This window comes from Sorangium sp. So ce176 (genome assembly GCF_051519835.1).
GTDB lineage: Bacteria > Myxococcota_A > Polyangia > Polyangiales > Polyangiaceae > Sorangium > Sorangium cellulosum_G.
In genome coordinates this window covers 1,764,663-1,777,353 of record NZ_CP150371.1, presented here as the reverse complement: position 1 = coordinate 1,777,353, position 12,691 = coordinate 1,764,663, and the positions used below count along the sequence as shown (strand labels likewise).

Below are 12,691 nucleotides of genomic sequence, written 5' to 3'. Positions count from 1 at the left end.
GACGTGCTGCTCCGATCCCGCACATACTTCCACCATGCGGTGTTCCGTAATGCGTTCAGTACGGTGTACGACACCGAGGGCTGCTGTCAAGCTCGCGGGCCCGGGAGCGGCTCGATGAAGAACAGCCCCGCGAGGCCGGCGAGAAAGCGCGCGCAGCGCGAGGTGGAGGCGCGGGCGCCCGACCCGGCGCGGACCCTCGCGCTGCTCTGGGGCTCTCACGGCAAGCCCGGTCGGTCGGGGCTGACGGTGCGCGCCATCGTGTCGGCCGCCATCGAGCTCGCCGACGCGGGAGGGCTGGATGCCGTCTCCATGCGTCAGCTCGCGGACCAGCTGAACGTCGGCACCATGTCGCTCTACACGCATGTCCCCGGCAAGGCCGAGCTGACCGATCTCATGGTCGACACCGTCTATGGCCACCTCTACGACGACGTGGACGCGCCGTCGCGGCAGCCGGGGGGGTGGCGCGAGTCGCTCCGGTACATCGCCCAGCGCAACTGGGACCTGTACAAGGCGCACCCGTGGCTGCTCGAGATCGTCACGGCGCGCCCTGTGCTCGGCCCCAACGTCTCGCTCAAGTACGAGGCCGAGCTGCGGCCGCTCGACGGCCTCAGCCTCACTGACGTGGAGATGGATTCGGTGCTCACCCTCCTCCTCACGCACGTCGAAGGGACGGCGAGGGCGCTGGCGAACGCGAAGCGCACCCTCCAGGAGAGCGGCATGACGGACGTGGAGTGGTGGGTCGCGACCGCCCCGCTGCTCGACAAGGTCATCGACGCGAAGCGGTTCCCCGTCGCGACGCGCGTCGGGCAATCGGCCGGTCACGCCTACCAGGGCGTGTCGAGCCCCGAGCACGCCTTCCGCTTCGGCCTGGAGCGCATCCTCGACGCCGTCTCGCTCCTGATCTCGGAGCGACAGCTCAACACGACTTGAGACGAATCAACATTCACGATTCACGCGTGGCGCGCTCTCGGTCGCGAACGTCGGTCACACGGTGATCCAGCGCGCGCCGCTCGCGATCGGCGACCCGATCAAGAGCGTCGCCTCGATCGACGTCCGCGTCCCCGAGCAGCAGCCGACCCCCTGGTGGGCCGGCGAGATCTCCCTCCGGCCGCGTCACCTCCGCGCCGCGCGGCGCGCGCAGACCGCCTCGTAGGCCGCCTGCAGCCGCTCGCCGACGGTGGGCCCCTCGCGCCGCGCTGGCACGCCGAGGTGGGCCTCGCGCAGCTCGGCCATGAACTGATCCCACATGGCCGGACCTCCTTCCTCCAGGAGCTGCGCGCGAATGCTGAGCTCCTCGCTCACGGGCATGTACCGGCGACCCCAGGCGCCCAGGTGCGCGAAGATGGGGACCAGGGCGATCGCCTTCTCCGTCAGGCTGTAGACCGCCTTCTGCTTGTGGGTGGGGTCGTCGGCCTTCGTGATCATCCCCGCCTCCTGGAGCGACTTCAAGCGATCGGCGAGGATGTTGGAGGAGATCCCCTCCTCCGACAGGGTGAGCAGCTCACGGAAGTGGCGGCGGCCGCCGAACATCATGTCGCGCAGGAGGATCAGGCTCCAGCGGTCCCCGAACACCTCGAGCGAGAGGTTGATCGGGCAGCCCGACCTGTACGTGGCGCTCATCAGCGGCTCCTCGGAAAACTGGTTGCACTCTCGCACCGAAGATCCTATTCTGCAACCAGTTGCAAAACGCAACTGGAACCAGATTCATATCAGAAGCGGTGATGCGGGCTCGAGGCACGCGCGCGACATCGGGATGCGCCGATCGACGCAGCTTGCTGACGAGGATCGCCGCGCTGGTGGCCGCAGGGATGGGGGGCGCCTGTCGCCCCGAAGAGGAGGAGCGAGCAATGGGCGACGGCGGGTTTTCCGAGGCGGGGCTGGAGCGGATGCGCGCGGCGATGGCCGCGCACGTGGAGCGGGGCGATCTGCCCGGCGTCGTCACGCTTGTCAGCCGCGGTGGCGAGGCGCACGCCGACGCCGTCGGCAAGATGGCCTTCGGCGACGCCGGGCCGGTGCAGCGCGACACCCTCTTCCGGATCGCCTCGGTCACGAAGCCCATCGCGGGCGCAGCGGCGATGATGCTGGTGGAAGACGGGACGCTCCGGCTCGATGAGCCGGTGGACTCGCTGCTCCCGGAGCTCGCGAATCGAAGGGTCCTGCGGGCGCTGGATGGCCCCGTGGACGACACCGAGCCAGCGCGACGCCCGATCCTTGTCAGCGACCTCCTCACCCTGCGCATGGGCATCGGCGCGATCATGGCGCCGGGCGACTATCCCATCGCCCAGGCCATGATGGACAGGGGCGTGGCGGCCGGGCCGCTGCTCCCGGACGCGCCGAGCCCCGATGCCTGGCTGCAGAACCTCGGCTCGCTCCCGCTGATGCACCACCCGGGCGAGGCATGGATGTACGACACGTCCCTCACCGTGCTGGGCGCGCTGATCGCCAGGGCCTCCGGCCTGCCGCTGGAGGCCTTCCTGCGCGAGCGCGTCTTCGAGCCGCTCGGGATGAAGGACACCGGCTTCACCGTGCCCGCGGACAAGCTCCATCGCCTGCCGGTCTGCTACGTGCGCAACCCTCGAACAGGGCAGCTCGATGTCTTCGATCCCGCCGGCCGCGAGAGCCGGTTCAGCCGCGCCCCCGGCTTTCCGTCCGCCGCCGGCGGCCTCGTCTCGACAGCGGACGACGTCCTCGCGTTCGCCAGGATGATGCTGAACAGGGGCGAGCACGGGGGCAAGCGGCTCCTCTCCGCGCGCTCTGTCGAGCTCATGGCCGCCGACCACATCCCCCCGGCGCAGAAGGCGATCTCGCCGTTCAGCCCCGGCTTCTGGGAGAGCCGCGGCTGGGGGTATGCGTTATCCATCGTCACGAGGTCGAGGCAGGGCGAGCCGCGCGGCCTCGGCTGGGATGGCGGATATGGCACGTCCTGCTACTGGGATCCGGAGACGGGTGTGATCGGCGTGCTGATGACCCAGCGCCTGATGGATTCGCCCAGCGCGCCGCCCGTCTTCGTGGACTTCTGGCGCTCGACCTACGACGCCGCGGGGGCGTGAGGATCTCGCAGCGACCCTGCCCCTCCGGTCAACCTCATCCGACACCCGCCTTCGATGAGAGCTTGCACGTGGCCTCCCACAGGCCATTGAGGTAGACGAGGCCCAGCGCGCGGTCGTACAGCCCGTACCCCGGCTTGCCTGTCTCACCCCAGATCATGCGGCCGTGGTCCGGGCGCACGTAGCCGTCGAACCCGACGTCGTGGTACGCCTTCACGATCGCCGCCATGTCGAGCGAGCCCTCACAGGACAGGTGGGCCGACTCGAAGAAGGTGCCGTCCTCCTGGACCGCCACGTTGCGCAGGTGGCCAAACGGAATGCGTCCCATGCCGCCGAACTCGCGCACGAGCGACACGATGCTGTTGCAGAGGTCGGCGCCCAGCGAGCCGGAGCACAGCGTGATGCCGTTGGCCGGGGAGTCGACGGTCTTCACCAGGCGCATCAGGTCGTCGCGGTTCTTGACGATGCGCGGCAGGCCGAAGATCGGCCGGGGCGGGTCGTCCGGGTGCATGGCCATGCGGACGCCGACCTCCTCGGCCACCGGGATGATGCGCTGGAGGAAGACCTCCAGGTGCTCCCACAGCGCCTCTTCACGGATGCTCTTGTACTCTTCGAGGATGGCGCGGAGCTGCTCCGGCCTGTAGCTCGTGTCCCAGCCGGGCAGCGCGATTCCTTGCTCCGGGTCGATCTCCGCGACCGCCTGGGCGTCGAAGGCCAGGGTCAGCGAGCCGTCGGCGAGCTCCTTCGCCATCTCCGTGCGGGTCCAGTCGAAGACCGGCATGAAGTTGTAGCAGATCACCTTCACGCCCGCGGCGGCGCAGTTGCGGATGTTCTGGCAGAAATTGTCGATCAGCCTGTCGCGGGTCGGCTTGCCGAGCTTGATGTCCTCGTGCACCGGCACGCTCTCCACGACCTCGAACTTGAGGCCGACGGCCTCGATGCGCGCCCTGAGCGCCTGCAGCTTCTCGACCGGCCACACCTCGCCCACCGGCACATCGTAGATCGCCGAGACGACGCCGTAGATGCCCGGAATCTGGCGGATGTACTCGAGCCGCACGGGATCGTTCTCGCCGTACCAGCGAAAGGTCATCTTCATCGTTGGGATCTCCTCAGGCGACGTGTTCCCGATGGTAGCTCCGGCCCCTCGCCGCATCAACCGTTCCTCGCTGAAACAGCCGCCGGCCTCAGCCTCTCTCCCGCCCCGGGAGACGGGACTCGCCCCCTCGAGACAGCGCCCGCCGGGCGCACAAACGACGGGAGCCCGCCGCGCACGAGGCGCGCGGCGGGCTCCCTGGTCGTCTACGGAGGGTTCTCGACTATTCCAGTCCCTTGCCCATCCAGTAGCTCTCCGGCGGGCCGAGGTAGCTCTCCTGCACGCCGCCGGCGTCCACCACGATCTTCTGCACGATGACGCCCGGATGGACCATCCAGAACTTCAGCACGTGCTCGCCCGGCTTGTCGATCGTGTGCTTCGTTCGCATGATGTTGGCGTTGTCCGAGGTGTGCCGCTCCCAGATCTTGTTTCCGTTGCCGTCGAGGTCGATCGCATAGGTCGTGTTGACCGTCTGGATCTCTCCATCGTCGATCGACACGCCGTACTGCAGCCCCTCGGGCCACTTCTGGAAGTTGTTCCTGGGCGACACGTACACCCAGACCGTCACCTCGCCGCTGCTGAACAGGTGCATGTCGTACTCGAGGCGAGGCGAGGCGCCGCCGGGCTCCTGCGGGTCCACCGTCACCGGGAACGGCGTCATGCCCGCGCCGGTGCGGCCGATGTCCGGGAGCCGCTTCCACCAGACGTCCTCCGTGCTGACGGCGCGGCTGTAGTGCTCCGCCTCCATCGACACATAGCCGTTCGCCTCGATGTAGCGGTTGGCCTTCCAGTCGATCTTCCGCGGGTCCTCGACGCGCGCCGTGACCACCACGGAGCTTCCATCCGAGCCCTGGACCGTGATCGGGATCTCGAGCGGGAACTCGAGGGGCAGCCACTGCGACGGGTTCGTCGGGTCGGGGTACGTCGTCGGAGCGAGCGTCCAGTCCACCCTCACCGTCGCGCGCACCTCCTTGTCGACGGTGCCGTGGCTCGGGTAGACGGTCAGCCACGGCGGGCACACGGTGTTCGCGGCCCAGCCCTGGGGGCACGCGACCGGGAGATCAGCCTCGATCGTGTACTCGAGCGGCTCGCTGCCGCGGTTGAACACCTCGATGTACTGCTCGGGCTGGGTCTGGTACGGGCTGAACGCCGGCAGCACGGGCAGCTCGCTGCTCTCGTCGCCCGCCCCGGCCCCCGTCCAGTAGTTGCTCGAGCCGTCGATCGCCACGCCGAGCTCAGCCCCCGCGGGGACGTTGATCGACACGAGCTCGGGCCAGATGAACTCCTGGATGTTGTTGTACTGGTGCTCGGGCTGCTGCCAGGACGGGTTGCCCGGCGCGCCATAGCCGATGTGCGGCTGCGTCTGGAAGCCCTCCCACTTGCCGTCGGCGAGCTCGTGATTGTAGTAGTAGGAGAGGTCCAGATCGTCCTGGAGCCGCTCCTCCGCGAGGACGGCCATGTCGTTCGTGGCGGCGCGCCCCTGCTGCGCGTAGAGCCGGTTCTTGAACCCGGCCAGGCGCAGCGCGTACAGGTTGGCGGTCGCCTTCACCTGGTAGAGCACGAGCTGGAAATACGCGTCCTTCGCCTCGTGCGGCAGGAAGTTGGCGACGAACTCCGCCTGCGTGGCCAGCGCCTCCCACTCCTCCACGACGCTCTCGAGCTCGCGGTAGTTCGTGAGGCTGAACGGGCTCGCGCTGTCGTCGTACGTGACGGCGGCGGTGTCGGGATCCGGCACGTCGGTCGAGGGCTGGCTGAACAGGACATCGTAATCGACGGTGATCTTCCGGTTCGTCAGCTCCGGCTTGCGATCCGACTGCAGCAGCGAATAGCTGTGCAGGATGTCGGCGATGATGTCCGAGTGCTCCGAGCCGAACTGCTGCTCGGTCCACTGCTGCTCCCACTCGCCGAGCTTCTCGACCGGCCAGCGATCCGGGTTCCAGGCGTAGTCGAGGAAGAACTGGAGCGGGAGCTCCTCGTTCTTGAAGTCGCCGACGTTGACGACCCAGAGCCGATCCACGCCGTAGCTGTAGGCGAGGTGGAGCTGCTCCCAGATGTTGGGCAGGAGGTTGGTGTCGACCCACTTGTAGTTGCGGCCGCCGCCGACGTAGTCGAAGTGGTAGTAGAGGCCGTATCCGCCCTCCCGCTGCTCACCGGGCTTGGGCAGGCGCTTCATGTTGCCCCAGTTGTCGTCGGCCCAGACGACGGTGACGTCGTCCGGCACGCGGATGCCGGCGTCCCAGTACCCCTGGATCTCCTTGTACAGCGTCCAGACCTGGGGGATGGTCTTCACGTCCTGGCCCGTCACGTCGGCGAGGATCTCGCGCTGCGAGGCGATGATGCTCTCCATCAGCGGGATGCCGTCCTCCGGCGCCAGGCTGACGTCGCCGGGGCCGCGCATGCCGAGGGTGACGACGCCCTCGATGTTCTGGTCGACCATCCGCTGGATGCCCTTGGTCCAGTGCTTCTTCAGCGCGTCGGCGTTCACCGAGAAGCGCCAGTCACCGGTGCCGCCGTACGGATCGGTCTTGGGCGTGACGACGTTGCCGGCGGCGTCCTTGACCTCCGGGACCACGTGGCGATTCCACTCCTCGATGCCCTGCATCATCGGGGCCTCGTGGGAGGTGCCCATCACGATGCCGTAGCGCGTGGCGGTCTTGTGGTTCTCGGGGTCGTCCTCGCCGAACGCCCGGCCCCACACGGCCGGCCAGATGTAGTTCGCCTTCATGCGGAGGGCGGCCTCGAAGATCTTTTCCCAGTAAAGGTGGTTGAGCCCACCCGGGAAGCCCGGCGCCTTGCCCGGCCCGAACATCTTGGCCGCCCAGTTGCCGGTCGCCGGGTTCTCGTCGTTGACGAAGAAGCCGCGGAACCTCACCGCCGGCTCACCCTGGGTATGGAGCCCGGGCAGCACGTACAGCGCCTGCTTCTTCTGGGGCGGGACGTCGTCCCACCAGTAGACGGGCGACACGCCGATCTGCGAGGAGAGATCGTACGCGCCGAAGATGGCGCCGCGCTGGTCGCTGCCCGCGATCACGAGCGCGCGCTCCACGCCCTCCATCGGGGCATCGACGATCTGCGTGACGAAGGTCTCCCACTTGCCGGTGACCCCCGAGACGTCGAGCTTCCCGTCCGCCTCGAGCCGATCGATGAGCGGGCTCTTGCCCAGCGTTCCGATCAGGACCACCTCGGTCGCCGCCTCCGGGACCTCGTCCTGGAAGATCTCGGGCTTGATCTCGGTCACCCGCTCGATGTCCGCCGCGAGATCGCTCACGACGCGGACCACGCCGTCGTGATCGTCGGAGCTGACGACCAGCGGAGCAGCCTTGCCGCCCACGGCCAGGGGAAAACGCCCCGCCCCACCCTCGGTCGAAACGTACTTGGGCTGGGGGCCTGTGGCCTCCGCGGCCGGAGCGCCCGGCTCGCCGTCCGCTCCCGGCGACCCCGGCTCCCCCGGCTCGCCCTTCGGTCCCGGCGGCCCCTGCTCGCCCGGCTCCCCCGGCGCGCCATTCACGCCGTCCGACCCGCAGGCGGTCAACGTGGCGAGCGACAGGGGAAGTAACAAGCAGAGTAGCGAGGGTCCGATCCGACCCTTCCTGATGGTAATGCGTGCGTAGCTCATGACGGTGTTTTCCTCGTGGTTGCGGCCAACCGGCGTCGTCGGCTCGCCTGCGCTGCGCGCTGGCCGCGACGTCCGGCTCTGAGGCCGGCCGCTCTTATGCGATTGTCCAAGTCCTTCTAAGACGTGCGCCTGCGGAGATCCGGTTCGTGGTGGTCGACGAAGCCGCGGGCCTTCGCCGTCGACTGCAGCTAAAAAATTCTTCCAGGGATGTCGACGCTCGAGCCCGTCAGAACGAACGCGGTCGGCGAGTTCTGAGCGGTGCAATATTCCCGCGAAGAGCCGCTCTGATCACACATTCAACCATTCCAGCACAGGTTGTAAGCCGTGCAACTCCATTGCGACAACGAGGAGACACCACGGCAGGCTTCCTCGACGAAGCATGAGGAGCCCGCGGCGCGCTGCGCGATGCTTGCAGCCGCCCGAAGCGTCGTTTCTAGGTGGTCTGCGCCGCTCGGCGCCACGGCCGGCACACCGCCTGCGCCGCATCATCGCGTGATCGTGATTCTCGATCTCGTGATGCTGGCCTGGCAGATGTGGCGTGAAGACCGCCCTCTCCCTGCGTGGACCGGAGTCCGATCGTTCGTCGCTCATCCGGGCAGGTGGGCGGAGCGCGCCAGGGAGCTCCGATCACCCGTGGCCTACGTGACCATTCGGCCTTGACATCCTTGAACCGTTTTGCCTCTACCCTCCCCTGCGCCGGCTCCGCCGCCGCTGCCGGTGCCCTCGCCGGCTCCACCGGCCCTGCCCGCGCCGATCGCGCCGGAACCGACGCCCAGCCCATCCCGGGAAGAGCGACCAGCTACGGCGCGGAAAGCGGGAGGAGGCAGGTCAGGAAATCGGCGACCCATGCCCCGGAGTGTACACCCGGTGGGCGGGGGTCGGGAAGCCGGATGACGGCCGGAGCGCTCGCGGAGCCGCTGCGGCGCACCGCGGCAACCGCGGGCCCGGGAGCGCGGAGCTAGAGGTTGACCTTGTAGTTCAGCTTGACCTCGTCGCCGTGCATGCCGCGAAACCCCCAGTCGTGGGGCGGCGACTCCGAGATGCAGATCTCGATGTCCTGATGGTCGATGCCGACCTCGTCGCGGATCCTGTCGAACAGGAGCCGCACGAGCTTCTTCTTCGTCTCGACGCTGCGGCCGGTCATCATCGAGATCTCGATGATCGTGTACGCGTCGGTGCGCCCGCCCGGGGCCAGCATGTCCTCGCGCTCCATCGGGAAGAAGCGGTGCGCCCGCTTGTCCTGCGGGAGCTGCAGCGCCTCCATGACGCACGCGTGGATCACCCTCGACAGGGTCTCCTTCACCGGGTTGAGCCTGTCCTTGATTCCGTAGATCTTCACCTGAGACATCGAGGGTCCTCCTGGAGCACCGGGCGAATCGAGCCGTTGCCTACTGCTCCTGCTGCCCGAGCAGGACGACGGCGATGGACAGGTTCGCGTGCTGGTTCTTGCCCCGCACGAAGCACCCCTGTTCGCCGAACGCGAACCTGCCGAGGAACGGCGTCGGGCCGAGCGCGGCGGTCACCCCCTGGACCACGCGATCGATGTCGTCGCGCACCGCGAGCATGCACCCGGCGCAGAAGATCACGAGCGCGCCCTGCGGCCGGAACGAGGGCCGCGCGGACGCCAGCGCGGCGCCCGCCACGGACTGGATGCGCTCGAGCAGGTCGTCCCGCGTCGCCTTCATGAGCACGAGCTCGTCCCCCTCGTTGATGTGCACGCCGAAGGTCAGCGCGTTGTCCCCGTCCACCGCGTTCGGATGAATGAGCAGGAACTGCGGGACCTTGCCCGCCCACCCGGAGGGCCGGCCGAGGGGGCAGAGCGTGCTCTCCGCCCCGATGGAGCCGCCGCCGAGCTGCGCGGAGAACGCGCCGCCGGTCCAGCGGTCGTAGACCTCCGCGGCCGGGAGCCCGTCGATCTCGGGCACCCGCCGCCCCTCCGAGCGGGTGACCCAGCCCCGGTGCTCGGTCGGGGTGTATCCGGAGCTGAACGCACAGGCGATCTCGCCCGAAGGGTACAGCGCCGACAGGAGCACCGCGCCGCTGTGCGCCTGCCCGCGCGCGAGCTGCGACAGCGCGCCGTCGAGCGAGTTCGCCGCGGAGGAGCCGCCGAACACCGGCACGTCGGGCCCCACAGCGTCCTCGATCCCGCAGAGGATCTGCTCCTCCACGCCGGGCGGCGCGGTCAGCCAGAACAGCGCCGGCGGCTTGCCCGCCCGGCCGGCGTCCTCCATCGCGCGGCGCGCCGCGCGGGCGGCCGCCGCGCGCGGCGCGTCGCCGACCGGCTCGGCCGCCGCGCCATAGGCGCCCTGCGCGTCCGCGACGCCGAGCACGGCCAGGCCAGGGCCCCCCGCGCCGTGGACCCCGGCAGCGGTCATGACCGAGAGGCACGAGCTCGATCCGTGGACCCGGACCGAGGACGGAAGCGCCGCTGTGGCGCGCGCGAGCTCGTCGAGATCATGGGACTCGGTGTAGCTCAGGAACACGTGGTCCGGCTCCCTGCCCAGGCTCTCGCCGAGCGCGGACATGGCCTCCGCGAACGCGACATCGGTCGAGCCCGCCGTGGAGGACGCGGTGGCCATCCTCATCGTCCCCGCCGCCCCTCCAGCGCCCGCCCGGCCCACCCGCGGAGCCTCCCTCGCCCCGCCGTTCCCCCCGGGGAAAGCGCCGTCAGCCCTGCTGCGATCGTTGCTGTCCATCGGCTCTTGACCTCCTGCCGTGCCCCCCCAGGATCGGGTCGATCACGCCCGATCTCTATACACCAACCCGCGCCGGGTCGGCGGGATTCGACCGCAGGAGTGAGAGCAACCCTCAATCGTCCGGATCCTCGCTCCGCGGCCCGGATTGCCCTGCGGCGGCCTCATCGCCCTCCTCTCCGTCCTCCGCGGAGTCCTCGGCGGCGAGCCCAGCGTTCGCCGCCTCAGCGCCCCCCGGCCCCGCGGCGAGCGCCATTCGATCGGCGAGGGGCCGCTCGGGCAGCGTGAGCAGCGGCCCGTCGCCGAGCTCGCTCATCATGTTGAGGTACGCGTTCATCGCGTGGCACACCGAGTCGGTGCGCACGTAACGATCCCTGACGCTCCAGAACACCCCGCCCGCGGACACCTGCGGGTTCTTCACCACGAACGAGTTCTCCGGGCCGTACGTGTATTGCAGGAGCAACCGGATCGCGGCGACAACCGCGTCCTTGTACCGATCGCAGCCGTCCATGCCCTTCTGGCGGCAGTGGTGATAGACCTCCGACATCACCTCGGCGAGCCAGCCTGTCCCGCTGCTCGACAGCGATCGCTGCCAGCGGCCGTAGCGGTAGGCGTCCTCGGGCCTGCGCCACTGCCGCTTCACGAGGTCGTCGGCGCAGCGGAACACGGCATGCTCGGCGCGCTGATCGCCGCTCGCCTTCGCGAAATCGAGCAGCGACTGGACCGCCCACGAGCTCGAGATCGGGTTCGGCTTCCTGTAGTCGTCGCCGAGGAAGCAGCCCTTCTTGGCGATCCTGGCGAGCAGGAAGTCCGCTGTCTGCGCCGCGGCGTCGAGGTACTTCTTGTTGTTCGTGGCCCGGTAGGTGCGCGACAGCGCGGAGAGGACCTGTCCGGTGTAGAGCATCGACTCCTTGCCCTGGACCTTCCACGCGCCCCCCTCCTGCCCGCTCAGGGCCGAGCGCACGCTGCCGTCGGGCCGCTGCATCGCGATCAGCCAGTCGGCGGCCATGACCGCCGACTCGAGGTACTTCTTCTCCTTCGTCAGCCCGTGGAGCTCGATCAGCGTGAAGATCGACTTCGACGCGGTGCCGACGACGAGCCGGCGCTCGGGCCGCTTGCGCTCCAGGTCGAACGCATAGAAGAAGCCGCCGGCCGTGCGATCGCGCATCTCGCGGCTCTGCATGCCCATCATGAAGCCGGCGGCCTCGGTCGCGAGGCGGAGCAGGCGCTCGTCCGGCTTGTAGGCGTGCAGCTTCAGCAGCGTCAGCGCCGTCGACGCGGTGTAGATCGTGTGAAGCTCGTTCTCGAACCGGTCGGCGGGGGCGTGGTAGTACTTGTGAACCCCCTTGTGCTGGGGGTCGATGACGCGCAAGAGATAGCCCTTGCCGTCCTCGATGCGCTTCGCGAGGAGCGCCTTGTCGAGGAGGCGGACCGGCACGAGGCCCTGGGTGAGCTCTACCCCCTTCCCCTTGGCCTCGACGCGCTCGACCATCGACTCGTGATGATCCGGCAGCTCCACGACGAGCCGCGCGCCGGCGAGCGCCTCGGGCGCGCCGCCCGCCGCGGCCACCGCCCGGCGCGCGGCGCCCTTCAGCGCCACGCAGAGCCCCGCGTCCGACGCGTCGCCGCGCGCGATCTGCTTCCCTTCCTGAAAGCCCATCACGACGGCGCGGAAGGGGCGTTTGGACGACAGGGACAGATCGCATGTCACCTTGTCACCGCCCGCGATCACCTGGCGGACAAAGGTCATTGTGCGATCGCGGAAGGTGGCATTGTCGAGCTCGGCGCCCGCGCCGCCTCCCGCCGCGGGCTGGATCGCCGGATCGGGCACCCGGGACAGATTCGCGGCGATCTGGACCGCAAAGCGGTCGTCCCCTGGCCGCGGGGCGGCCTTCCGGGCCTCCGGGGCGCCTGTCGAAGCGGCCGGAGCGGCGGCGACGGGCTTCGCAGCCGCCGCCTCCTCGCCGGGCTTGCGGCTGTCGCATCCGGTCGTGAGCGCCGAGGACACGGCGGCCAGCGCCGCCAGGGTTGCGATGGAGAGAGCGCGAGCAGACAGCATGGACAAACACCCCGGAAGAAGCGATTTCGACGCGTATCAGCAACTCCGAGGCTCCGCAAGGCCGAAGCCGGGCGGGGCACGCCGCCTCGCCGAGGTCGCGCCCGCGCCTGGCTGTCGCGGGCACAGCGACGCTCACATCGGCGCCGTTTGTGCGCGCAGCATGCGCTTGTCTCGTACGTACGC

General features: G+C 69.2%; 9 protein-coding genes. 3 read left to right on the top strand and 6 right to left on the bottom strand.

Annotated features, from left to right (window positions below; all coding sequences use genetic code 11):
• The first annotated feature begins 114 nt into the window (after positions 1-114).
• Positions 115-930, top strand: coding sequence for a TetR/AcrR family transcriptional regulator (locus WMF42_RS06700; protein ID WP_081426756.1), 816 nt, complete (start codon positions 115-117; stop codon positions 928-930).
• Positions 931-991: 61 nt separating this feature from the next.
• Entirely contained in the window at positions 992-1,153 is a 162-nt protein-coding gene (locus WMF42_RS06695) for a hypothetical protein (RefSeq protein ID WP_437690956.1), read from the top strand.
• Here WMF42_RS06695 and WMF42_RS06690 read toward each other — a convergent pair.
• Positions 1,114-1,620, bottom strand: coding sequence for a winged helix-turn-helix transcriptional regulator (locus WMF42_RS06690; RefSeq protein ID WP_061610389.1), 507 nt, complete (start codon positions 1,618-1,620; stop codon positions 1,114-1,116). The two genes, WMF42_RS06695 and WMF42_RS06690, sit on opposite strands and share 40 nt — an antisense overlap.
• Before the next feature lie 227 nt (positions 1,621-1,847).
• Between WMF42_RS06690 and WMF42_RS06685 the strand changes: the two genes are divergently transcribed.
• Positions 1,848-3,050, top strand: a complete 1,203-nt coding sequence (locus tag WMF42_RS06685) for a serine hydrolase domain-containing protein (protein WP_437690953.1) — start codon at positions 1,848-1,850, stop codon at positions 3,048-3,050.
• A 34-nt stretch (positions 3,051-3,084) separates the two neighbouring features.
• Here the strand turns inward: WMF42_RS06685 and uxuA are convergent, their stop codons facing one another.
• The 5 genes from uxuA to WMF42_RS06660 all read right to left on the bottom strand — a co-directional run bounded on the left by uxuA (position 3,085) and on the right by WMF42_RS06660 (position 12,508).
• Positions 3,085-4,143: a mannonate dehydratase gene (gene uxuA / locus WMF42_RS06680; protein ID WP_437690951.1), complete on the bottom strand. Its 1,059-nt coding sequence runs from the start codon at positions 4,141-4,143 to the stop codon at positions 3,085-3,087.
• 220 nt (positions 4,144-4,363) lie between these two features.
• Complete coding sequence (locus tag WMF42_RS06675; protein ID WP_437690949.1) at positions 4,364-7,699, bottom strand: glycosyl hydrolase 115 family protein; 3,336 nt, start codon at positions 7,697-7,699, stop codon at positions 4,364-4,366.
• Positions 7,700-8,714: 1,015 nt separating this feature from the next.
• Complete coding sequence (locus tag WMF42_RS06670) at positions 8,715-9,104, bottom strand: tautomerase family protein (protein WP_061610383.1); 390 nt, start codon at positions 9,102-9,104, stop codon at positions 8,715-8,717.
• Positions 9,105-9,144: 40 nt separating this feature from the next.
• The gene (locus tag WMF42_RS06665) at positions 9,145-10,335 is read right to left on the bottom strand and encodes an FIST signal transduction protein (RefSeq protein ID WP_437690947.1); all 1,191 of its coding nucleotides are present in this window, start codon (positions 10,333-10,335) and stop codon (positions 9,145-9,147) included.
• Between the two features lie 229 nt (positions 10,336-10,564).
• A complete protein-coding gene (locus WMF42_RS06660) occupies positions 10,565-12,508 on the bottom strand; it encodes a D-glucuronyl C5-epimerase family protein (protein WP_437690945.1) in 1,944 nt (647 codons plus the stop codon).
• Positions 12,509-12,691 lie beyond the last annotated feature (183 nt).

Bases quoted from the DNA above. Each gene is read 5' to 3' on its own strand.
- WMF42_RS06700 (WP_081426756.1), top strand. From the start codon at position 115: ATGAAGAACAGCCCCGCGAGGCCGGCGAGAAAGCGCGCGCAGCGCGAG.
- WMF42_RS06690 (WP_061610389.1), bottom strand. From the start codon at position 1,620: ATGAGCGCCACGTACAGGTCGGGCTGCCCGATCAACCTCTCGCTCGAG.
- WMF42_RS06685 (WP_437690953.1), top strand. From the start codon at position 1,848: ATGGGCGACGGCGGGTTTTCCGAGGCGGGGCTGGAGCGGATGCGCGCG.
- uxuA (WP_437690951.1), bottom strand. From the start codon at position 4,143: ATGAAGATGACCTTTCGCTGGTACGGCGAGAACGATCCCGTGCGGCTC.
- WMF42_RS06670 (WP_061610383.1), bottom strand. From the start codon at position 9,104: ATGTCTCAGGTGAAGATCTACGGAATCAAGGACAGGCTCAACCCGGTG.
- WMF42_RS06665 (WP_437690947.1), bottom strand. From the start codon at position 10,335: ATGGCCACCGCGTCCTCCACGGCGGGCTCGACCGATGTCGCGTTCGCG.
- WMF42_RS06660 (WP_437690945.1), bottom strand. From the start codon at position 12,508: ATGCTGTCTGCTCGCGCTCTCTCCATCGCAACCCTGGCGGCGCTGGCC.